Source organism: Kitasatospora sp. NPDC092039 (assembly GCF_044756065.1).
Classification (GTDB): Bacteria; Actinomycetota; Actinomycetes; order Streptomycetales; family Streptomycetaceae; genus Kitasatospora.
This window is the reverse complement of sequence record NZ_JBIVSD010000002.1, coordinates 266,234-288,212: the sequence shown is the minus strand read 5'-3', so window position 1 is coordinate 288,212 and position 21,979 is coordinate 266,234. Positions and strand designations below refer to the sequence as shown.

General features: G+C 73.4%; 15 protein-coding genes and 1 pseudogene. 6 read left to right on the top strand and 10 right to left on the bottom strand.

The features are described 5' to 3' along the window. Nucleotides 1–60 precede the first annotated feature (60 nt). The gene (locus tag ACIQI7_RS04665; RefSeq protein ID WP_401105103.1) at nt 61–6,921 is read left to right on the top strand and encodes a DEAD/DEAH box helicase; all 6,861 of its coding nucleotides are present in this window, start codon (nt 61–63) and stop codon (nt 6,919–6,921) included. A gap of 60 nt (nt 6,922–6,981) precedes the next feature. After that, entirely contained in the window at nt 6,982–9,225 is a 2,244-nt protein-coding gene (locus ACIQI7_RS04660; RefSeq protein WP_401105101.1) for a UvrD-helicase domain-containing protein, read from the top strand. 443 nt (nt 9,226–9,668) lie between these two features. On the opposite strand, the gene ACIQI7_RS04655 is transcribed toward ACIQI7_RS04660, so the two are convergent. Next, the gene (locus ACIQI7_RS04655; protein WP_401105099.1) at nt 9,669–10,109 is read right to left on the bottom strand and encodes a helix-turn-helix transcriptional regulator; all 441 of its coding nucleotides are present in this window, start codon (nt 10,107–10,109) and stop codon (nt 9,669–9,671) included. Further along, nucleotides 9,997–10,239 (bottom strand): annotated as a pseudogene (locus tag ACIQI7_RS04650) (cupin domain-containing protein); the annotation flags it as partial. The gene ACIQI7_RS04655 and the pseudogene ACIQI7_RS04650, both read right to left, overlap by 113 nt. Between ACIQI7_RS04650 and ACIQI7_RS04645 the strand changes: the two are divergent. After that, nucleotides 10,153–10,521: a hypothetical protein gene (locus tag ACIQI7_RS04645; protein WP_401105097.1), complete on the top strand. Its 369-nt coding sequence runs from the start codon at nt 10,153–10,155 to the stop codon at nt 10,519–10,521. The pseudogene ACIQI7_RS04650 and the gene ACIQI7_RS04645 sit on opposite strands and share 87 nt — an antisense overlap. A 536-nt stretch (nt 10,522–11,057) precedes the next feature. On the opposite strand, the gene ACIQI7_RS04640 is transcribed toward ACIQI7_RS04645, so the two are convergent. Together ACIQI7_RS04640 and rpe are read right to left on the bottom strand one after the other, a co-directional pair. Continuing rightward, complete coding sequence (locus tag ACIQI7_RS04640) at nt 11,058–12,017, bottom strand: pirin family protein (protein ID WP_401105095.1); 960 nt, start codon at nt 12,015–12,017, stop codon at nt 11,058–11,060. Nucleotides 12,018–12,182: 165 nt separating this feature from the next. Then, the gene (gene rpe / locus ACIQI7_RS04635) at nt 12,183–12,866 is read right to left on the bottom strand and encodes a ribulose-phosphate 3-epimerase (protein WP_387751062.1); all 684 of its coding nucleotides are present in this window, start codon (nt 12,864–12,866) and stop codon (nt 12,183–12,185) included. A 214-nt stretch (nt 12,867–13,080) separates the two neighbouring features. Here rpe and ACIQI7_RS04630 point away from each other — a divergent pair, with 214 nt between their 5' ends. Beyond that, nucleotides 13,081–13,935 (top strand): hypothetical protein, encoded by an 855-nt coding sequence (locus ACIQI7_RS04630; protein WP_401105092.1) that lies wholly within the window; start codon nt 13,081–13,083, stop codon nt 13,933–13,935. Here ACIQI7_RS04630 and ACIQI7_RS04625 read toward each other — a convergent pair. The 5 genes from ACIQI7_RS04625 to ACIQI7_RS04605 all read right to left on the bottom strand — a co-directional run bounded on the left by ACIQI7_RS04625 (nt 13,901) and on the right by ACIQI7_RS04605 (nt 18,457). Beyond that, a complete protein-coding gene (locus tag ACIQI7_RS04625) occupies nt 13,901–14,629 on the bottom strand; it encodes a C39 family peptidase (RefSeq protein WP_401105090.1) in 729 nt (242 codons plus the stop codon). The two genes, ACIQI7_RS04630 and ACIQI7_RS04625, sit on opposite strands and share 35 nt — an antisense overlap. Before the next feature lie 78 nt (nt 14,630–14,707). Next, entirely contained in the window at nt 14,708–15,307 is a 600-nt protein-coding gene (locus ACIQI7_RS04620; RefSeq protein ID WP_401105087.1) for a DUF4188 domain-containing protein, read from the bottom strand. Nucleotides 15,308–15,582: 275 nt separating this feature from the next. Then, nucleotides 15,583–16,569 (bottom strand): aldo/keto reductase, encoded by a 987-nt coding sequence (locus ACIQI7_RS04615; protein WP_401105085.1) that lies wholly within the window; start codon nt 16,567–16,569, stop codon nt 15,583–15,585. 68 nt (nt 16,570–16,637) lie between these two features. Beyond that, complete coding sequence (locus ACIQI7_RS04610; protein ID WP_401105084.1) at nt 16,638–17,459, bottom strand: ABC transporter permease; 822 nt, start codon at nt 17,457–17,459, stop codon at nt 16,638–16,640. Beyond that, nucleotides 17,459–18,457 carry an ATP-binding cassette domain-containing protein gene (locus ACIQI7_RS04605; protein WP_401105082.1) on the bottom strand — a complete coding sequence of 333 codons (999 nt, stop codon included), beginning with the start codon at nt 18,455–18,457 and terminating at the stop codon, nt 17,459–17,461. Before ACIQI7_RS04605 ends, ACIQI7_RS04610 begins: the two co-directional genes overlap by 1 nt. Nucleotides 18,458–18,562: 105 nt before the next feature. Here ACIQI7_RS04605 and ACIQI7_RS04600 point away from each other — a divergent pair, with 105 nt between their 5' ends. Next, on the top strand, nt 18,563–19,294 hold the full coding sequence (locus ACIQI7_RS04600; protein WP_387751045.1) for a TetR/AcrR family transcriptional regulator: 732 nt from the start codon (nt 18,563–18,565) through the stop codon (nt 19,292–19,294). Here the strand turns inward: ACIQI7_RS04600 and ACIQI7_RS04595 are convergent. After that, complete coding sequence (locus tag ACIQI7_RS04595; protein ID WP_401105079.1) at nt 19,291–20,667, bottom strand: pyridoxal-phosphate dependent enzyme; 1,377 nt, start codon at nt 20,665–20,667, stop codon at nt 19,291–19,293. The genes ACIQI7_RS04600 and ACIQI7_RS04595 overlap by 4 nt on opposite strands. Before the next feature lie 349 nt (nt 20,668–21,016). On the opposite strand from ACIQI7_RS04595, the gene ACIQI7_RS04590 reads away from it, so the two are divergent. Further along, nucleotides 21,017–21,772 carry a class I SAM-dependent methyltransferase gene (locus ACIQI7_RS04590; RefSeq protein ID WP_401105077.1) on the top strand — a complete coding sequence of 252 codons (756 nt, stop codon included), beginning with the start codon at nt 21,017–21,019 and terminating at the stop codon, nt 21,770–21,772. The last annotated feature ends 207 nt before the right edge of the window (nt 21,773–21,979 follow it).

Here is a 21,979-nt window from a genome sequence, read left to right as displayed (position 1 = left end):
CGGTGGTCCCCGCTAGGTTGGTGGTGATCACCGGTCACTGCACGAAGTAAGGAGTCCGCCGTGAGGCCTACCCTGGCCGCCGCGCAGCTGCGCGGCAGTCTGACGCAGTACCTCACGACGACGTACGCCCTCGCGGACGAGGACACCCGCGGCGCACTCGAACGCTTCCTCGGTCACCCGGAGACCGGGATCTTCCGCGGGCCCTACCTGCGGATCAGGACGCCGTTCCACGTCGCGGACGAGGGCTGGCAGCGGCACCTGGAGTGGCGGCCCGGCTTCCCGCCGTACCGCCACCAGGCCAGGGCGTGGGAGCGGCTGAGCACCCTGCACGGCCCGGCCCTGCCGACGCTGGTGACGACGGGCACCGGCTCGGGCAAGACCGAGTCGTTCCTCGTCCCCGTCCTCGACCACTGCCGCCGGGAGAAGGCGCGCGGGCGGCGAGGGGTCAAGGCCGTCCTGCTGTACCCGATGAACGCCCTGGCGACCGACCAGGCCGGGCGCATCGGGGACTACCTGGCGCAGCCGGAGCTGGCGGAGGTCACAGCCGGGCTCTACATCGGCGACCGTCCGGACACCGACTTCCGCCGGGTGATGACGCGCCGTGAGGAGATGCGGGTCTCGCCGCCGGACGTGCTGATCACCAACTACAAGATGCTCGACCTGCTCCTCCAGCGCGGCGAGGACCGCCCGCTGTGGGAGGGCGCCCAGATCACCCACGTGGTCCTGGACGAGTTCCACACCTACGACGGGGCGCAGGGCACCGATGTCGCCATGCTGCTGCGTCGCTTGGCCGCCACCGTCGGGGCCACCCGCCCGGGCAGCCCGCTCGGGTCGATCTGCCCGGTGGCCACCTCGGCCACCCTCGGCGAAGGCCGTCCCGGTGCGCAGGCCGGCGGCATCCTTGACGTCGCCGCCCAGGTGTTCGGGATGCCGTTCACACCGGACACGCTCATCGGCGAGGAACGGATGACGGCCGACGAGTTCACCGGAGCGGTGGACTACGAGCTTCCCGAGCCTCCGACCCCCCAGGAGGTCATCACGGCCTCGGGCGGTCCGGGCGTGGAGTCGAATCCCGGGCTGCTCGACCTGAACGGCCTCGCCGCCCGGATGCTGGGACGCTCCGGGCTCGACGCCTTCCAGGTCGGCCGGATGCTCCGGCGCCACGACTTCACTCACGGGGTCCTGAACCTGCTCAACGGCGAACCCCTCGACGAGTGGGGTCTGCGGGACCGCTTGGCGCGCTTCGGCTACGCCTGGGGCCGCACCGCGCGGGAGAACCCCCGGCTGGTGCTGCAGGCGCTCTCCCGCTTCGTCGCCCTGCTGTCCGCCGCACGGGACCCGGACTCCGACGAGCGACGACCGCGCCCGCTGCTGCACGTGGAGGCCCACCTGTGGGTCCGGCCGGTGACCAGGGTGCTGCGCGGCCTGGGCGGTACGCCGGAGTTCCGCTGGTACGAGGACGACCGGACGGCCGCCCGCAGGAGCGCGGCCGCCGCCCTGCCGGTGGACAGTGAGGACGGCGAGTCCTCGTCCGGCGGCTGGCCGTCCGGCGGATCGCTGCGGCCCGCGCCGCTCCCCGGCTCGGACACCGCGGTTCGCCCGGCCCAGGTGCACCTCCCGGCCGTCTACTGCCGCAACTGCGGTCGCTCCGGGTGGGCCGCGCTCTCCCCGGAGGCCGATCCGCAGCGGCTCGTGACGGCCCACGACAAGATCTGGCGTGCGGGCCTCGGGCGGGACAAGCGGCGCATCCGCTACTTCATCTCCGCCACCAGGGCGGAGAAGCAGGAGGCGCTCGCCGCCCTCACCGGCTCCCGGCCGGCGAGCGGTGGTGTCGACCCGCTCTCCGTCGTCGTGCTCGACGGGGCCCAGGGCACCTACCGCATGCCGGTCGCCGCCGACGACGGCGACCTGCTGGACGCCTGGTTCGCGCTGGCGATCCTGGAGAAGAAGACCGCCGACAAGGCGGCCACGGACGACCGCTGTCCGGCGTGCAACACCGACAACGGCATCCGCTTCCTCGGTACGGCCCTGGCGGCGCTCGCCTCGGCGACCGTCACCCAGCTGTTCACCGGCGGCGACATCGCCCTCGTCCCCGAGGAGCGGAAGACGCTGGTCTTCAACGACTCCACCCAGGACGCGGCGCACCGGGCCGGGTACATCGCCAACGCCTCCTACAAGTTCTCCCTACGGTCGCTGCTGGCGCACAACCTGGAGGACTCCGGTACGCCGCTCCCGCTCAACGACTTGATCGGGAACGTCCTGGACTCGGTGGACGACCCCGGCACGCTCGCCGCGGTCGTCCCGCCGGACCTGCACGACGAGGCCGGCGTGGACCGGCTGCTGTCCGGTCGCGGCACCGGTGACGCACGCACCTGGAAGCTGATCGGCGAACGCCTGGCGTTCGCCACCGTCATGGAGTTCGGCCTGCGCTCGCGGCTCGGGCGCACCCTGGAGCTGACGCGGACAGCCGCCGCCGAGGTCGTCGTGGACGATCCCGAACGCGTCGCCGCTCTCGCACGTGACCTGCACCTCGCCCTGCCGGGCCAGCTGGTCGCCGCGGAATCGATGCCGACGCCCGAGCGCTACGTCGCCTACGTGCGCGGCCTGCTGGAACGCATCCGCCAGCGCGGCGGCGTGCGGCACCGCTGGCTGGAGCCGTGGATGAAGGACGCGGGCGTGACCCGGTTCAAGATCTCGGGCCGCCGCCCGGACGGCATGCCGGCCTTCCCCGACGGAGTGGCACCGCCCCGGTTCCTCCTCGACGGGCAGAAGGACAAATCCTGCTTCGACACGGTGTCGGGCCGCGGCGGCTGGTACCCGGACTGGACCAGGCGGTGCCTCGGACTCGACCCCGCCGGGGCCACCGAGTACCTGCGCCGGCTGCTTCCCGCGCTCGCCGACGAGGGGGTCCTGGCCGTCCGCACGGCCCCGGACCGCACCACGCGCGTCTACGGACTCCAGCCCGGCCACATCGAGGTGCGGCTGCTCGACGACTCGGTCGTCAACAAGGCCTTCGTCAGCTGCGAGGACTGCGGCTGGCAGCAGGTCGTACCGCCCGAGCGGCGCACGCGCTGGTACGGGCATCCGTGCCCGCGCTACCGCTGCAAGGGATTCCTGACCCCGCCGCAGTACGGCGCCTCCCGCACCGGTGGCACCACGTCCGGCTTCGGCAGCGTCCAGGAGCGCGACTACACCGACGACTACTACCGGCGCCTCTACCTGACCGGCGGCACCTTCCGCGTGGTCACCGCCGAGCACACCGGTATGCTCACCCGCCCCGAACGGGAGCGGGTCGAGCGGGCTTTCCGGTCAGGTACCCACTACACCGACCCCAACGTGCTGTCCTGCACACCGACCCTCGAACTCGGCATCGACATCGGTGACCTGTCCGCCGTTCTGCTCGGGTCCCTGCCAGACGGGCCGGCGAACTACGTCCAACGGGCCGGCCGCGCCGGCCGGAAGACGGGCAACGCCCTGGTCGTCGCCTTCGGTGGCCGCCAGGCCCGCGACCTGTACTACCTCGACGATCCGCGCGAGATGATCGCCGGCGACATCGTGCCGCCAGGCTGCTACCTGTCGGCCGTCGAGATCCTCCGCCGCCAGTACACGGCACGACTGCTCGACCTGGCCGCCGCCGGCGAACTGACCACCGCTGACGGCGAACAGCTGCAGCCCGTGCCCAGGCTGGTGTCCGCCCTGTTCGGCACAACCGGCTGGTGCCAGGACCTGGCCGACGCGGCCCTCACCCACGGCAAGACCCTGGTGGAGGACTTTCTGGCGCTCTTCCCGCGCGGGACCGGGCCGGACGACGACTCCGGCGTGTCCGGCCACGCCGCCGACGAGCTGCGCTCCTACGCCACCGAGGGCATCGCCCGCTCCCTTCAGGAGGCCGAGGAGGCCTGGGTACTCCGCCGCGAGGAGCTGAAACGACGCCTCGCGGTCATCAACAAGGCCGTCGACACCCTGGTTCCGACCGACCAGGAGCAGGACCGCGAACGGCGGCAGCTGCGCGCCGAACTGCGCAGCACCGCCGATCTCCTGGGCACCCTGAACCGGGCGAGCGCCCACGGCACGCTGGTCGAGCTCGGGCTGCTGCCGAACTACAGCCTCGCCGACACGACCACCACGCTCGAAGCCACCCTCTACTGGCGGGAGGACCCCTCCGAGCCGGATGGAGCCGCCGCGGACCCGGGGGACTCGGCGGGCGGCGACCCCCGGGTCTACCGCAGCGAGGTCCGCAGCTACGACCGCTCCCGCCGACTCGCCCTCACCGAACTCGCGCCCGGCAGCAGCTTCTACGTCAACGGCTACCGGCACGTGGTGCGCGCCCTGGACATCGGCAGCCCGGAGCGACGGGCCTGGTCCGTCTGGCGGCTCTGCCCGTCCTGCGGGTTCGTCCGCACCGAAGACGCACTCACCGACACCGCTCCGTGCCCGCGCTGCGGCGGTCGTGCGATCGCGGACGCCGGGTGCGTGCAGTACGTGCTCCAACCGCGGCAGGTGGTGGCCCGCGACAAGCGGGACGACGCCAGGGTCCGTGACGACAGGGACGAACGGGGCTACCGGCGCCACTCGATCCTCACCACCGTCGACATCGACCCGGACCAGCTCGCCCCCGGCTCGTGGCGCCACGACAAGGCGACCTTCGGGGTGGACTTCGCCCGCCGCGCGGTCGTGAGAACCCTCAATCTGGGCATCGACCGCCAGGACGGCAGCAGCACCGTGCCCGTGGCGGGTGAGGACGTCCGTCTCAATCCCTTCTTCGTCTGCACGAGTTGCGGAGGGGCGACGGCAGACGGTCGCCCCGTTGTGGACACTCCGGCTGACGCGCTCACCCAGTCGCTCAGCGCTCCTTCCAAGGCCGGCGCCCATCACCTGATCTGGTGCCCCCGTCGGCGGGCGCCGCAGGACGCCGGACCCGGCCGGACCGAGCCGCAGGACGTACCCCTGCTGCTCGCCCACGAGTTGACCACCGAGACCGTGCGGATCCTGCTGCCCGCCTCCGTCGCACGGGCGAAGGAGCGCCTGGCGTCCTTCACCGCCGCGCTGTTCGTCGGCATAGCCGCACGATACGGCGGCGATCCGGACCACATCGACATCGCGACCGCCTCCATGCCCGACGGAACCGACTCCGACTGGCCCCGGCGCTTCCTGGTCGTCTACGACCGCCTGCCGGGCGGTACCGGCTACCTGCACCGGCTGGCCGCGGCGAAGGGCTTCAAGGAAGTCCTGCTCAGGGCGCGTGAGGTCATCGAGAGCTGCGCCTGCTTGGAGAAGGGGCAGGACGGCTGCCACCGCTGCCTGCTGCGCCGCGTGCCGGCCACGGACTACGACAAGGTCAGCCGCAGTGAGGTCCGCCAGATGCTCGACGACCTGCTCGGTGCGGACGGGGAGCGCTGGCAGGTCTCGTCAGTCCCGAACACCCGTCACATCTCCCTGGAGCAGCAGGCCGAGAGCGATCTCGAGATCATGTTCGTCGACACCCTCAGGGAGTGGGCCCGGTTGCCCGAGTCCCGCGCGAGCGCGGACGCCTACACGACCTCGGCGGGCACCTACTCGCTCGAACTCCGCCTGACCGGCCAGGACGGTTCCACCGTGAGCTGGCGGGTCTCCCAGCAGAGGACTCTGGACGGTACCCGCCCGGACGTCCTCTTCGAGCGGCTCGACGCCCCCGGCCCGCGCCTCGCGGTGTACCTCGACGGCTACGAGTACCACGCCGGCCCGCGGCACAACCGGCTGGCGGACGACGCCGTGAAGCGCGCCCGGCTCCGGGCGGACGGCCTGCGCGTCTTCCAGCTGACCTACTTCGACGTCAAGGACTGGCGCCGCCTCGTCACCGACAACGGCCACGCCGGCGGCGGGCCGGCTGCCCCGGTCTGGCGTCCCTACGGTTCGGGCGGCGACGGGGAGGAGCGGGCCCGGAAGTACTACGCCAACGTTCGCGGCAGCCTCCCGGGCGAGCTCTCCGAGACCGTCTGGGTCAACCCGGCGCACCTGCTGCTCGCCTACCTGCGCTCGCCGGACGCAGCCCGCTGGCAGTGGCGCGCGGAGGCCGCCGTGGCAGGGCTGACCGGTGTCACGGGAGCATGCGCCGCCGCGCTCGCGGTCGACACGGTCGGATCGCAGGTACGCGCGGCCCTGTCCGGCGGAGCACCTGCCGGTCCCCGGGGACCGGTGCAGGTCATCACCGTGCCGGACGGCTCGGGCCTCCGGCTGGTCCTGGCCGCCGACGGGCGCCGCAAGCCGCCGGTCTGGAGCGCGCTCGCCGTCCTCGACGACGGCGCACACGTCCACGACGACGAACCGGCGCACAAGCGGCGCTGGCGTTCGTGGCTGTTCTGGACCAACCTGCTGCAGTTCCTGGAACACGGCGGCGGTGACAGCGTCCAGCTCACGACCAATCTCCTCGACGGTTTCTCCGTCGAGGTTCTGGCGGTGAGCGGCGGCAGGGGGTGGCTGGAGTCGAGCCGGCAGACCCCGGCGAAGCAGCCGCCTGGTCCGACGGAGGAACCCGAGATTCCGATCGCCGAGCGCCCGGCCCCCGTCGCACCCCCCGTCGACCCGGTGCCGTCGACCGAGGCACCGGCCTCCGCCGCGATCTCCGAACCCGACGCGGGATGGGCCCGGGTGATCGAGTACCTCGACGAGGACGAGGCCGGGCTGGCCGAGCTCGTACGCTTCCTCGCCGAGGCCGGTGCCCCCGTCCCGAAGGCCGGCTACGAACTCGACGGCAACAACTGGCAGGCTGAACTCGCTTGGCCGGAGCGGCGGATCGGCATCGTCCTCGCCCCGCGCGAGCCCGCCGGAGAGCAGGACTACGAAGCCCAGGACCGGGACAGGGCCTTCCGCGCTGCCGGCTGGGACGTCCGCCCGGCCGTCAGCTGGGACGCCCGGGAACTCACCGAGCGGCTCGGCCCGTAGACCAGCGGCCGAACCACAGCACCGACGACACGGCACGACCACCGACGGAGAGTCAGAGCGATGAAGACCCCGGGAATCACCCTTCGTCTGCTGGACAAGGCGGACAAGGAGATCCTCAAACTCCCCCGCTCGGTCAAGGGCACCCTCTACGACTTCCAGCACAAGTTCAAGGCGAACCCCAACGCCACCGGCCTCAAGCTCCAGCAGCTGAAGGGCGACAGCAGGCTCTGGTCCGCCCGGGTCAACGACGACCATCGCGCCCTGCTGCTGCGCCTGGCCGACGACGACTGGCTTATCGTCGCGGTCAAGCACCGCAAGGACGTCTACGAGAACCTCGACCGGCTCGCCTACGGGATCAACCACATCACCGGCGGTATCGAGTACGTCGACCTCCAGGTGGTGGAGGAGAGCATCCTTCGCGGCCTCGCCCCGGTCCGGCCCGCGACAGCTCCCCGCACCGAACCGGCCGCGCCCCAGGGTCTCTTCGCGAACTGGTCCGACGAGCAGCTGAGCGACCTCGGGGTCGCCGCGCCGCTCCTCCCCGTCATCCGCACGCTCACCACCGAGGACCAACTGCTCGGTCTCGTCGAGTACGCCCCTCAGCTCACCGGGGAAGTGCTCCTCGCCATCGTCGACGGCAAGGACTTCGACAGCATCCTCGACCACGTCACCACGCCGGTCGCGGCGCCGGAGCCGGTCGACCCGGAGGACTTCCAGGCCGCTGCCGAACGACCCGCCACTATGGTCACCACCTCCGACGCGGCGCTGGAGGAGGTCCTGAAGGACGGCGACTTCGGGCGGTGGAAGGTCTTCCTCCACCCCACCCAGGCCAAGTTGGTCGAACGCACCTACTCCGGGCCCGCCCGGGTGAGCGGCGGCCCGGGCACGGGAAAGACGATCGTCGCTCTCCACCGCGTCAAGCACCTGGTCGACCGGCTGCCCCCGGGGCACACCAAGCCCGTCCTCCTCACCACCTACAACAAGAACCTCGCCGCGGACCTGCGCTCGCGACTCCTCGAACTCGGTGGCGAGGAGCTCCTGGCCAGGGTCGACATCAGCCACGTCGACCAGCTCGCACTCCGGATCGTCCGGGAGGCCGAGCCCGGCAACTCCAAGCAGACGATCGACGACAACCAGGCCGTACGGGAGTGGCAGGCGCTGCTGGACGAGCTCGGTGAGACCGCGTGGGACGCCGAGTTCCTCCACGAGGAGTGGGCCCAGGTGATCCTCGGGCAGGTGATCGGATCGCGCGCGGACTACTTCAGGGCACGCCGGGCCGGCCGCGGCACCATCGGTCGTGCCGAACGCGCCGAGATCTGGCAGCTCGCCGAGCGCTTCACCCAGCGGCTGGAGCGTTCCCGACGGCAGACCTGGGACCAGGTGACCGAGCGGGCGGCCCGTCTGGAGATGGAGCGCGAACAGCGGATCGCGACGATCGAAGCCCAGCGCGACGAGGCCGGCGGTCTGGACAACATCCACCTCCAGGCCGGTTCTGCGGGCTGGCTGCGGTACCGCTACCGGCACATCGTGGTCGACGAGGCACAGGACCTGCGGCCGGCCCACTGGAAGATGCTCCGGGCGATGGTCCCCAGCGGCCAGGACGACATCTTCCTGGTCGGCGACACCCACCAGCGCATCTACCGGAACCAGGTGACCCTCGGCAGCCTGGGTGTCCACATCCGGGGCCGCTCGTCGAAGCTCACGCTCAGCTATCGCACCACCCGCCAGATCCTGCGCTCGGCCCTGGACGTCCTCACGGGGGAGTCCTACGACGACCTCGACGGCGGCGAGGAGACCCTGGCCGGGTTCCGTTCCGTCCTCAACGGCGCTGCTCCCCAGTTGCACCCCTGTGGCGACTGGAACGCGGAGCGCAGCGCCGTCGCCGCACACATCGCGGCTTGGAGCGCCCACCCGGACGAGCGGATCCCCCTCGAACAGATCGCGGTCTGCGTCCCCACCAACCACATGGCGGGAGAAGTCGCCTACACCCTGGCACAGCACGGAATCCCCGCCGTGGAGATCGGCCCCGACGGCCCCAGGAGCGACAGCGGGGTGCACATCGGCACAATGTTCCGGTTCAAGGGCCTCGAGTACCAGCGGATGATCATCGCCGGGGTCCGCGACGGGCTGGTGCCGCGCGAGAACGTGAACCGTCTGAAGGGCACCGACCTGGCCCGGTACCGCCGGGAGATGCAGCGAGCCCGATCGTTGCTCTTCGTCGCCGTGACCCGGGCGAGGGACAGTGTCGACATCTTCTGGCACGGCGCGCCGAGCCCCTTCCTCAAGCCCGTCCTCCTGTCCTGATACGCCTCACGACACGGGGCGGGGTCGGCGGCCGCGTGCCGGGGCCGCCGACCCCGCTCATCGACCTGACGAACCACCGACCACGCGAACGACCGACCGCTCTGCCCACTCGCACAGGCGAAGCAGCCGCGGGGGGCAGGGGCGGGTCGGCGGGCGAAGCTCCAGAATCCGATGAGCGGGCGGCGCCGGCGGCGAGGCAGAGGAGGACGGCGGCCGCCCAGGTGCCCGGACCCGCCGGAGCGGTGGGGTGCTCGTCGTGCGTTGCGGGCCCGGGCGGCGGCAGCGGGGCTGAGCGGTGAGGCGGGCGGGCGTGCGTGGTGGGTCCTTCCGGGGCGTGTCCGTGCCGACCCGCCGTGATTGGCACGGCTGTCGCCGGGACCGCGGCCGGAGCCGCGGTGGCCGCAGGGCCGGGGTACGGCGCCCTGGGTGAATGCAGAAGCGCCTTACATATGATGACAATAGTTGCAGACGCTGGATATGCAAGGAACGCCCACGGTCCGCACGGGTTCCGCCGTCGGCGGATGCCTGCGGTAGTCGCCCGGGGGCACGCCCAGGGTGCGCTTGAACGCGACGCTCAGGGCGCTCTCGGAGCCGTAGCCGACGGCGCGGGCGACGGCCGCGAGGCTGACCTGGCCCTCGCGCAGTCGCCGGGCGACGGCTTCGATGCGCCACCGGGTGAGGTATGCAGCGGCCCCTGGCCCACGGTGTCCTTGTAGCGCGCGGGGTGTCGGCCGGGATGGGGATGACCGGGGGCAGCCGGTCCAGGAGCAGTTCCTGCGCCCGGGGCCCGAAGGAGAACCGGCCGCCGAGCTGGAGGGGGTCGTTCCCGGCGCCCACCCGGCGACGCCGTTCCGGGCCCGGGCGAACAGCGGGGCGGCCGGCACGGGCTCTGCCCGCGGGGTCGCTGCGCAGGGTGAAGGCGCGCCGGTGGGCGAGGAGGTAGCAGTCGCCCTCCGCCAATGCCACCAGTGGGTCGAGGCCGTCGACCTCCAGCAGGCAGGAGCCGCGCCGCACCGCGTTGAACTTGACGCCCTCCGGGGCGGCGAACCGGACGTCGGCGACGCCCGGCGCTGGGCGGCCGACGGGAGCACCGCGAACGCGCTCGACCCCGGGTTCATCCTCACCTGCCTCCAGCAACAACTCGACGACGACACCCTTCGGGCGTTCGGGGTGATGGACGAGGCGGGAACCTGCCAGGTCGGGCTCCTGGTCTTCAAGGAGGGGCTGCTGCTGACCAACAAGGGCCGCCGCAGGCAATGGCAGGTCCCCACCGGCCTGACGGACTCGCCGTCCTGACCCCGATCACAGTGGCCTCTCGGTGAACGAGGCCGGGTCCCGCCACGAGCCCGGCGGGACCCGGCCCTCGAACCGAGGCCTTCGTGGACAGCCGGTGCCGACATGAGCGCCACGCACCCACCCGGCCGCCGGGGCGCCCACAGGAGCGCGCGGGCGCCCCGGCCACCAGCGCCTGACACGCTCCTTCGCAGGGTCCGGCCGAGGTGGGTGGACAGCTGCGGTCCGCTTCCATGCGCGGTGCAGCACTGGTCCCGGTCGTGGCCCGGACGGCCCCGGCTCGCAGCCGTCCTCGACGCCGCGCTTCGGCGCCCCGACGACGACTTCCGCGCCGGCGTGCTCTCCGTCCTCCTGAGCGCCGACCCGAGCCCGTGCCCGGCGGCAGACTCGGCGGGAGGGCACGGCGACGTACCGGCGGCCGACGGACGGCCGACCACCGTCGGCGAGCATTGACGCGAACCAGGCGCTTCCACGAGGGGGCACCGGAGCGCATCGGCGCGCAAGCGCCGGACGCGACCCGTGGGCGGCAGCCCCCCAGGTCAGCGCTCGCGCCCCCGGGCCTTCAGCGGCACCGCGGGCAGCTCCGGGGCGGGCAGCCGGTCGCCCGCGTAGCCGTGGACGTCGCCGAAGCGGGTGCCGGTCATCCAGTCGGTGCGGGCCCGGGCGATGTCCTCACCGGATCGGCCGATGAAGTTCCACCACATGACGATCTTCTCGTCGAAGGGCACGCCGCCGAGGAGGAGGACGGCGGTGTCGCCGTGGGCGCGGAGCGGGAGGTCGGGGCGGCCGCAGCCGAGGTAGAGCAGGGAGCCGGGCTCGACCGGGACGCCGTCGACGTCGGCGCGGCCGGACATGGCGAGGACGGCGTACTCGAAGTCGGGGACGAGCGGGAGGCGGAGGTCCGCGCCGTCGGTGAGGGCGAGGTCGGCGCCGACCAGCGGGGTGTGGGTGGTGCCGGGCGAGGTGGCGGTGTCGAGGGTGCCGAGGATGACGGTGGCGCGCAGCCCCGGGGCGGTGACCACGGGCAGCTCGGGGTGGTGCTCGAAGGCGGGGGCGCCGTGCCGGCCGGCCTCCGGCAGGGCGACCCAGAGCTGGGCGCCGTGCAGGTGGCGGGCGTGCGGGCGCGGGGACTCCTCGGAGTGCGAGATCGCCCGGCCGGAGGTCATCAGGCCCAGCTCGTACGGCCGGACGGTCTGGAGGCTGCCGAGGCTGTCGCGGTGCAGCACCTCGCCCTGGTGGAGCCAGCTGACCGTCTGCAGCCCCATGTGCGGGTGCGGCGGGACCTGCATGCCCGGTTCGTCGGCGATGTCGTCGGGCCCGTAGTGGTCGACGAAGCACCAGGCGCCGGCCATCCGGCGGCCGAGGTTGGGCAGCAGCCGGCGGACCACGGTGCTTTCACCGAGCGGAAACTGACGGGCCGTCAGCAGGTCCTTCACCGGGCCGGTGCCGGCCTCGCGGCCGCAGCTGGTCGGGGTGGGCCTGGTGTCGAGGTTGCTCATCGCGGTTCCACCACCGTACGGGGAGACGGAGCGGGGTCGGCGCCGCACGGGGCGGGCGGGGCCGGGCGGGGTCCTCGGGGACGCCGTCACCGATCATCCGCCACGGTGCGGCGTTCCTCCACCCGTGCCCGGCCTTCCGGCGGTCGGACCGGTGAGCGGCGGGGCTCAGTGCCCGCAGGCCCACCAGGCGTCGGCCGACGCCTTACCGGCGAGCTCCCGCAGGTTGCGGACCGCCTCGGCCGGGTCCTCGGCGCCGTACACCGCGGAGCCGGCCACGAACACGTCCGCGCCCGCCTCCGCGCAGCGCTCGACGGTGTCGGCCGCGACGCCGCCGTCCACCTGGAGCCACAGCTCCAGGTCGTGCTTGGCGATCAGCTCCCGGGTGCGGCGGATCTTCGGCAGCATGATGTCCAGGAAGGCCTGGCCGCCGAAACCGGGCTCGACGGTCATGATCAGCACCATGTCGAGCTCGGGCAGCAGGTCCTCGTACGGCTCGATCGGGGTGCCCGGCTTGAGCGCCATCGAGGCGCGGGCGCCCTTGGCGCGGATCTCGCGGGCGAGCCGGACGGGCGCGGCGGCGGCCTCGACGTGGAAGGTGACCGAGCCGGCGCCGGCCTCGACGTACTGCGGGGCCCAGCGGTCCGGGTCCTCGATCATCAGGTGGAGGTCGAGCGGGATGTCGGTGGCGCGGGCGAGCGACTCGACCACCGGCACGCCGAGGGTCAGGTTGGGCACGAAGTGGTTGTCCATGACGTCCACGTGCAGCCAGTCGGAACCCCGGACGGCCTCGGCCTCGTCGGCGAGCCGGGCGAAGTCCGCGGACAGGATGCTGGGGTTGATCTGGGCCATGACCGACTACCTTCGTACGAGGGCTTGCGAGGGCTGGGCGGCGCCCGGGAGCGGGCACCTCATCCCATCATCCCGCGCGCCGGCGCCGCCGACCGCACACGGCGGCCTCCGCGTGACCGTCATCACATCCGCTCCGGGATTACCGGCACCCTCGCCGTGGTCATCAGCCCTGGAACGGTCCACAGCCCTGAACACGTCCGAGGAAGGTCTCCCGATGACCGATTCCGTCCACCCCGCCCGCGCCCTGTGGTGGCTCTTCGAGCCGGTGCACGCCGTCACCTACTTCCTTCCCGAGGGCGCGGCCGCCTTCGAGGAGGCGGGTCTGCAGGGCCGCCTGCACGGCTACTTCGGCACCCGCGCGGCCCCGCTCGGCGCGGTGGACGCCCCGCCGGTGACCGCCGCGTTCTTCACCTTCGCCCCGGCGATGGTCGAGCGCGCCCTGCCGGAGGTGTGGAGCCGCACGAGCCCGGAGGAGGCGCTGGCCGCCCGGCTGAAGGCCTCGGCGGCGATCCTGGGCCAGCTGCTGGAGCACGTGGACAGGGAGCAGGTCGAGCTGGTCGCCGAGACCCTGGAGCAGGCCGCCACCCGGCTGGACTGCGCCGGCCGGGTGCTGGCCGCCGCCAACGCCGCGCTCCCCCGCCCCAGCGGTCTGTACGAGCGGCTCTGGCAGGCCGCCACCCTGATGCGCGAGCACCGCGGCGACGGCCACGTGGCCGCCCTGGTGGCGGCCGGGCTGGACGGCTGCGAGGCGTTGGTGGTCCGCTGCGCGATGGACATGCGGCGCGAGATGATCCAGCCGCTGCGCGGGTGGACGGACGCCGAGTGGGAGGCGGCCGCCGCGCGCCTGGTCGAGCGCGGCTGGCTGACCGCCGAGGGGGCGCTGACCGAGCTCGGCCGGATCCGCCACCAGAGCCTGGAGGCCGCCACCGACCTGGCCGCCGCCCGGGTCTGGGACGGCTACCCGCGCGCCGAACTCGACCGGCTGGCCGCGGCGTTGAAGCCGGTTTCGGCGCTCTGTCGCGGCCGGCTGCCGATCAACCCGATGGGACTGCCGGACAACAACCAGTGACGGCCGGTCGGTTGCGCCCGGACGACGGCGGCGCCCCGGGCGGGCCCAGGACGATCCCCCGCCCGGCGTAGAACCGCCCGAACGTCCGCCACGGCACGCGCGCGAAGGCCTGCGACTCCCCCGCGAACCCGGAGGGGTTGTGGATCAGCAGCGCCGTGTCCGTGGCGCCCACCGCCAGCACCAGGTGCCCGCCGCGCCGCACCGGATCCGGCCCGTACGGATCGCGGATCGACGGGTGCACCGACACCATCACCAGTCGGCCACCGGCCACCTCGGCGGACACCTGGCCCGGCGTCAACTCCTCTGCCCGCGCCGCCAGTCCCCAGCGGCGCTCGACGTACTCGGCGAACGGCGCGTGGATCAGCCCGCGCAGGCTCTCGCCGTCCCGCAGGTACGCGCCGGCCGCCACGCACTCGCCCGCGAGCGCCATCGCCGTCGGGGTCACGCCCCACCAGTGCGCCAGCGCCATCCGCAGGCAGGCCACCCCGCACAGCCGCCAGGACCACCAGGCGTACTCCTCCGAGGTGGCCGCGCCGGACTGCCCCCAGCGCGGGTCGGCGGAGGCGTCCAGCCGCCCGTCGACGATCTCCCGCACCAGCTCCGCCGACTCCCACTGCGCGTGATACGGCACCTCGTGCACCACCCGCAGCGGCCGCGCCGGCGCCTGCGGCCGCGCGTCACCCCGATCCACCATCCCCCGACGCTCTCACGGCGCGGCGACCGCACGGCCGGCGACACTCCCGGCGCGCCCGCACTCCCGACGTGCCCGCACTCAGGCGCCGGTCCCCCCGGCCACGTCGGATCCGCCCGCGCCACCGACCCTGCCGACCCTGCCCGCCCCGCCGACCCCGCCGGCCGTGCCCGCCCCGCCGGCCGCCGGCTCCCGGTAGGCCAGCCGCTGGGCCGCGTTCCGCCCCCGCGCCTCCACCGGCAGCGAACCGGTGGCGGCGGCCAGGCCGAACGGTGGCATGTCGAAGTAGATCGACTCGTACCCGCCCGGCGGCACGATGTACGACTCGTGCCAGAGCCCGACGTGCCCGCGCACCTTGCCCTCCCGCTGCTTGCGGTTGGCGACGCCCCACACGGTGTGGTGAAAGCCGTCCGGCGCGTGGGCGTAGCCGTACAGCTTCTCCTTCGACTCCCAGTACTGGACGACGTAGTAGGTGCGCGGCGAGGCGGTCAGCAGGATGCGGCCGCGCAGGCCGCGCTCGGGGGCGCGGCGCAGCTCGTACAGCATCCGGAGCATCGCGTACATCACCGGGCCCCAGTGGTGCACGGCCCAGAACCGGTTGATCCGCATGCCGATCAGCAGCACCACGGTGTCGCCGGTGGCGGCGGCGGTGGTGAAGCCCGGCTGCGGTCTGGCGAACAAGGACAAATCTGCCTCCCCGTACCCTTGCCCATGTAGGCCGTGAGCACATCAGCGCCGGGTGCCCCGGTCAAGGCTCGCCACGGGCACAATTCGGCTACGGCGAAGGCGGGTTGGCGATACGCCGACCCGGCCGCGCCCCCGGCCCCCGCCGGGCCGGGGGCGCGGCCGGGGCGGGGCCGGGGTCGAGCGGGGCGCCCTACCAGGCGTAGTCCTCCGGAGCGGGGCCGGAACGGCCGGAGCGGGTCCGGGACGCGGCCGGGGTCGAGCGGGGCGCCCTACCAGGCGTAGTCCTCCGGAGCGGGCCGGTGGCCCGGGAAGAGCTCGTCGAGGCGGTCGAGGGTCTCCTGGTCCAGCTTGAGGTCGAGCGCCCCGAGGGCCGCGTCGAGGTGGGCCGGGGTGCGGGGGCCGATGATCGGGGCGGTGACGGCGGGGCGGGACAGCAGCCAGGCGAGGGCGAGGTCGGCGGGGTCGGCTCCGAGTTCGGCGGCGAAGTCCTCGTAGGCCTGGATGCGGTCGCGGTGCTTGGCGAGGAGTTCGCTCGCGTAGGGCATCGCACTGCGGTCGCGGGTGCCCTCGCGCTCCTTGCGCAGGATGCCGCCGAGCAGGCCGCTGCGCAGCGGGGACCACGGGATCAGCCCGACGCCGTAGTGCTGCAGAGCGGGGACGACCTCCAGCTCGACGGCGCGGTCGAGCAGGTTGTAGAGGGACTGCTCGCTGACCAGGCCGAGGAAGCGGCGGGCGCGGGCGGTCTCCTGGGCCTGGGCGATGTGCCAGCCGGCGAAGTTGCTGGAGCCGACATAGACGATCTTGCCCTGGGCGACCAGGACCTCCATCGCCTGCCAGATCTCCTCCCAGGGCGTGGCCCGGTCGATGTGGTGCATCTGGTACAGGTCGATGTGGTCGGTCTGCAGCCGGCGCAGGCTGGCCTCGACGGCCTTGCGGACGGCGAGCGCGGAGAGCCTGCTCTCGTTCGGCCAGTCGCCCATGTCGGCGTAGACCTTGGTGGCGAGGACGGTGCGCTCGCGGCGGCCGCCGCCCTTGGCGAACCACCGGCCGATGATCTCCTCGGTACGGCCCCGCTGGCCGCCCGCGCTGTCGCGGCCGTAACTGTTCGCGGTGTCGAAGAAGTTGATGCCGCGCTCGTGGGCGGTGTCCATGAGGCGGTGGGCCTCGGCCTCCTCGGTGTGGGGGCCGAAGTTCATGGTGCCGAGGCAGAGTCGGGAGACGGTCAGGCCGGTGCGGCCGAGGTGGGTGTACTCCATGGCGCCCCACCCAAGACCACACCGGCTCCGCTGTCCAGCGCATTAGGGGTGCGCCGGAGCCCCGCGGATCACCGCCCGTGGCCGGCGAACTTCCGTACGGCCAGCGGCACGCAGGTCACGAGCAGCACGGCGCTCCAGAGCAGCGCTGCGGGGACGGCGTGCTGCGTCGGCCAGGCGGTGCCGGCCGCCGAGGGGTTGCCGAACAGCTCCCGACAGGCCTGGACGACGGAGCTGACCGGGTTCCAGTCGGCGAGGAAGCGCAGCCAGCCGGGCATGCCGCCGGTCGGCACGTAGGCGTTGGTGACCATCGCCAGCGGGAAGACCGCGACGGACAGCTGACCGGCCGCCTCCTCCTTGCCGACGGCCAGGCCGAGCACGGTGCCGACCCAGGTCATCACGAACCGGAAGAGCAGCAGCAGGGCGAACGCCCCGGCCGCGTCGGCGAGTCCGTGCCGGGCGCGCCAGCCGACGGCGAGGCCGACCAGGGCCAGCAGCGCCAGGACGACCACGCTGACCAGCAGGTCGGCGAGGGTCTGCCCGAGCAGCAGTCCGGTGCGGGAGAGCGGCATGGAGCGCAGCCGGTCGGTGACCCCGCGCCCGACGTCGCGGGCGGCGCCGACCATGGTGGTCATGACGCCGTTGGTGGCGACCATGGCGAACATGCCGGGCATCAGGAACTCCCGGTAGTCACCGCCGCCGGGCACCCGCATGGCGCTGCCGAAGACGTACCCGAAGACCACCACCATCACCACCGGCACGCCCAGCGAGGCGGCCAACAGCCCTGGTGAGTTGCGGTAGTTGAGCAGGACGCGGAGCATCGAGGTCCAGGTGTCGGACACCAGCCGGGCGGCCGCGGACGGTCGCGGAGCGGCATGGACGGCGACGGCCATCAGGCGGCCCTCCCGGCGTCGGCGGACTCGGCGGCGAGGGTCTCGTGGGCGACGGTCTCGTGGGTGAGGGTGAGGAACACGTCGTCCAGCGAGGGCGTGCGCACCGCGACGTCCTCGGCGACGACGCCGGCGCCGTCCAACTCGCGCACCAGCGAGGGCAGCAGGACGGGCATGCCCGGGACGGTCAGCACGGTGACCGTCCGCTCGGCGACGTCCACCTGTGCGTCGCCGCCGGTCATCGAGGACAACACCACCGCGGTGGCGGCGAGTTGGGCCGGGTCGGCCAGGGTGACGGAGACCTGGCTGCCGATCGCCGCCTTGAGCCGGTGCGGTGGGCCGGTGGCGATGGCGGCGCCGTGGTCGACCACCACGATGTCGTCGGCGAGACGGTCGGCCTCCTCCAGGTACTGGGTGGTGAGCAGCACGGTGGTGCCGCCGTCCGCCAACTCCTTGACGGTGTCCCAGATCGCCTGCCGGCTGCGCGGGTCGAGCCCGGTGGTGGGCTCGTCCAGGAAGAGCACCGGCGGGCTGGTGACCAGGCTGGCGACGAGGTCGAGGCGTCGGCGCATGCCGCCGGAGTAGGTGCGCACGAGCCGGTCGGCGGCCTCGGTGAGGTCGAAACGGGTGAGCAGTTCGTCGGCGCGCTCCCGGGCCCGGCGGGCGCCGAGGTGGTGCAGCCGGCCGAGCAGCCGCAGGTTGTCGCGGCCGGTGACGCCCTCGTCGACGGCGGCGTGCTGCCCGGCGAGGCCGATGGCGCGCCGGACGTCCTCGGCGCCCCGGACGACGTCGTGCCCGGCGACCCTGGCGGTGCCGCGGTCAGGGGCGACCAGGGTGGCGAGAACACGGACGGCGGTGGTCTTGCCGGCGCCGTTGGGGCCGAGCAGGCCGCAGACCGTGCCGGCCGGGACGGTGAGGTCGAGGCCGCGCAGGGCCTCGGTGGCGCCGAATCGTTTTTCCACGCCCGCCATCTCGATGGCGGGCCGGGTGGTGTCGGACATGGCTCTGCCCCTTCTCCAGGTACAGCGTACGTAGAAGCGCGCGCCAGCGCATCCTACTACGTACGACGTACGTATCTACGATGAGGAGAGCGAGGTGATCTTCCAGTGCCGTCCAGCGAACCGACTCCGTCCAGCAAACCCACGCCACCCGACGCCCCCGAGGTGATCTGGCTGCGCCCCGAGCGCACCGGCCGCGGCCCGCGCCCGGCCCACAGCCGCGCCTCGATCGCCGCCGCGGCCATCGGGATCGCCGACGCCGAGGGCCTGGACGCGGTCTCCATGCGGCGGGTCGCGGCGGCGCTCGGCGCGGGCACCATGTCGCTCTACAACTACGTGCCGAAGAAGGAGCACCTGCTCGACCTGATGCTCGACGCGGCCGCCGCCGAGTACCGGCTCCCGCCCGCGCCCAGCGGTGACGTCCGGGCCGACCTCACCGACCTCGCCCACCAGCAGCTGGCCGTCTTCCGCCGCCACCCCTGGCTGCCCGCCCTGGTACTGGCCCGCCCGAGCATCGGCCCCAACGCCCTGCGCTACACCGACCACTTCCTCGCCGCCACCGCCCCCACCGGCCTCGGCGGCGGCGACCGGATGGAGGCGATGGCGCTGTTCAACGGCTTCGTCGGCCAGTTCGCGCAGTACGAGCACACGGCGGCCGCGGGCGCCAAGTGGCAGGCGGAGCTGGTCGGTTACCTCGGCCGGGCGGCGGCGAGCGGTGAATTCCCGCACCTGGCCCAGGCCTTCGCCACCGCCGGCCCGCCCGCCGATCCGGACCGGGCGTTCGACCGCGCCCTGGACCGGGTGATCACCGCCATCCTGGCGCCGGCGGACGGGAGTTAGCCCAGCGCCTCCCTCGGCAGCAGCCCCGCCACCCGGCCGTCCACCAGCACCAGCACCGCGGGCCGCCCGCCCGCCAGCGCCGCCCGCGCCTCGGCCGCCGACTGCCCGACGCCGACCGTCGGCAGCGCCGGCCCGACCAGCGCGCCCAGCGGGTCCCCCGGCTTGACCGCGCCGTCCCCGAGCGCGGCCGTCAGCACCTCCCGGGACACCGCGCCGACCACCTCCGTCGCGGCCACCCCGTACGGGCGCGCCGCCCGCGCCAGCACCGCCGGGGCGACGCCACCGGGTGCGGTGCGCAGTGCCTCCAGCGCCCCGCCCACGGTCTCGTCGGCGGCGACCACGACCAGCGGCCCGGCGGCGTCGAGCAGCGGCCGCAGTCCCTCCCCGTCCTCCTCCAGGAAGCCCCACTCCCGCATCCACGCGTCGCTGTGCACCTTGGACAGGTAGGAGCGCCCCGAGTCCGGCAGCACCACCACGACCAGGTCGTCCGGCCCGAGCCGCCGCGCCACCCGCAGGGCCGCCGCGACCGCCGCGCCGGAGGACGGCCCGACCAGCAGACCCTCCTCCCGCGAGAGCCGGCGGGCGGTCAGCAGCGACTCGCGGTCCGGGATCCGCTCGTAGGAGTCGATCACCTCCGACCCCAGTGCCTGCGGCCAGCGGTCCTCGACGGTCTCGGGGTGCAGGTAGTGACCGATCGACTCGACGAACCACGGGCTGCCGTCCCCGCCCCCGTACGAAGAGGACTCCGGGTCCGCGCCGACCACGGTCACCCTGCCGCCGGAGGCCTCCTTCAGGAAGCGCCCGTTGCCGGTGACGGTGCCGCCGGTGCCGACGCCCGCCACGAAGTGGGTCACCCGGCCACCCGTCTGCTCCCAGATCTCGGGGCCGGTGGTCCGGATGTGGGCGTCGGGGTTGGCCGGGTTGTCGTACTGGTTGGCGAGCCAGGCGCCCGGGATCTCCTCGACCAGCCGCCGGACCACGTTGAACAGGTGCCTCGGATCCTCCTGCGGCACCGAGGTCGGCGCGAGCACCACCTCCGCGCCGTACGCCCGCAGGATGTCGGACTTCTCGGCCGACGCCTTGTCGGCCACCCCGGCGATCACCCGGTACCCGCGCTGCCGTCCGACGATGGCCAGGCCGATGCCGGTGTTCCCGGAGGTCGCCTCGACGATCGTCCCGCCCGGCCCCAGCAGCCCGTCCCGCTCGGCGGCGAGGACCATGGACAGCGCGGCCCGGTCCTTGACGCTGCCGCCGATGTTGAGGAACTCGGCCTTGGCGTAGATCGGCGCGGCGATCCCGGCGCCGAGCCGGGCCAGGCGGATCAGCGGCGTGCCGCCGATCGCGTCGAGGACGGATTCGTGAACTGCGGCCATGGTCGGCCCCTTTCGCTGGCACTGTCTCAGCCCGAGCCTGCCCAGGCCAGGGGCTGGATAGACGGTAGCGACGCCGCACCCCGTCCGGCCGAAACAATGTGCGGCGGTCGCCGGCGAGTTCGGGCGGGGGCTGGCCGGGGCGGCCGCGTCCGCCGTCGTGCCGGGGCGTGAAGCGGGCGCGCGGCCGGGAGTTCACGTCCTCGGGTTCTGCCGCACTGCCGGTGGCCGAGCCGGCGACCGTGGTGGACGGCAGTTCCTCGCCCTCCGTGGACTCGTACGGGAGGAGCACGCCGGGGCCGCGGCGGAATGTTGCGGGCGTTTGGACGGGTCAGGGCGTAATACTTCGAGTATGTCTCGTGGTTTCGAAGAACTTGTCGCCGAAGCCGAGTCGGCTTCCGTGGAAGGCTGGGACTTCTCCTGGCTGGATGGCCGGGCGACCGAGCAGCGCCCGTCGTGGGGTTATCAGCGGGCGATGAGTCGGCGGCTCGCGGTGGTGTCGGCGGCGCTCGACATCCAGACCGGTGGCGGGGAGGTTCTGGCCGGGGCGGAGAAGCTGCCGCCGACGATGGTCGCTACGGAGTCCTGGCCGCCGAACGTGGCCAAGGCGACCAGGCTGCTGCACCCGCTCGGGGCGGCGGTCGTGGCCGACCCGGACGAGCCGCCGTTGCCGTTCGCCGATGAGGCGTTCGACCTGGTGACCAGTCGGCATCCCGCGACGGTGTGGTGGTCCGAGATCGCGCGGGTGCTGCGACCGGGTGGGACGTACTTCGCCCAGCACGTCGGGCCTGCGAGCGTGTGGGAGCTGGTGGAGTACTTCCTGGGGCCGCAACCCGAGGCACGCCGGAAGCGGCACCCCGACGACGAGACCGCGGCGGCGAAGGCCGCCGGGCTGGAGATCGTCGATGTGCGCACCGAGCGGCTGAGGATGGAGTTCTTCGACGTCGGCGCCGTGATCTACTTCCTGCGCAAGGTGATCTGGACGGTGCCCGGTTTCACGGTCGAGCAGTACCGCGGCCGCCTGCACGAGCTGCACGAGAAGATCCAGGCTGAGGGCCTCTTCCTCGCCCACTCCTCCAGGACCCTCATCGAGGCACGCAAGGCCTGAGCAGGCACAGGAGTCGGCGGCCGCGGAGGCCGGCGCCCCCCGTCTGCGCTACCTCCTGGCCAGCCAAGCGGTCAAAGCGGCCCAGAGGCCCCTGCGTCGGGGGGGGGGGGGGGGCGGGGCCGGCGGCCCCCCCCCCCCCGGCCCCCCGCCCCCCCCCCCCGGGGGGGGGGCGCGGGGGGGGGGGGGCGGCGCGGCCCCCCCCCCCCC

Coding starts and splice junctions, on each gene's coding strand:
- ACIQI7_RS04615 (WP_401105085.1), bottom strand. CDS start 16,569: ATGGAGTACACCCACCTCGGCCGCACCGGCCTGACCGTCTCCCGACTC.
- rpe (WP_387751062.1), bottom strand. CDS start 12,866: ATGGCCCAGATCAACCCCAGCATCCTGTCCGCGGACTTCGCCCGGCTC.
- ACIQI7_RS04590 (WP_401105077.1), top strand. CDS start 21,017: ATGTCTCGTGGTTTCGAAGAACTTGTCGCCGAAGCCGAGTCGGCTTCC.
- ACIQI7_RS04610 (WP_401105084.1), bottom strand. CDS start 17,459: ATGGCCGTCGCCGTCCATGCCGCTCCGCGACCGTCCGCGGCCGCCCGG.
- ACIQI7_RS04630 (WP_401105092.1), top strand. CDS start 13,081: ATGACCGATTCCGTCCACCCCGCCCGCGCCCTGTGGTGGCTCTTCGAG.
- ACIQI7_RS04625 (WP_401105090.1), bottom strand. CDS start 14,629: ATGGTGGATCGGGGTGACGCGCGGCCGCAGGCGCCGGCGCGGCCGCTG.
- ACIQI7_RS04595 (WP_401105079.1), bottom strand. CDS start 20,667: ATGGCCGCAGTTCACGAATCCGTCCTCGACGCGATCGGCGGCACGCCG.
- ACIQI7_RS04660 (WP_401105101.1), top strand. CDS start 6,982: ATGAAGACCCCGGGAATCACCCTTCGTCTGCTGGACAAGGCGGACAAG.
- ACIQI7_RS04605 (WP_401105082.1), bottom strand. CDS start 18,457: ATGTCCGACACCACCCGGCCCGCCATCGAGATGGCGGGCGTGGAAAAA.
- ACIQI7_RS04640 (WP_401105095.1), bottom strand. CDS start 12,017: ATGAGCAACCTCGACACCAGGCCCACCCCGACCAGCTGCGGCCGCGAG.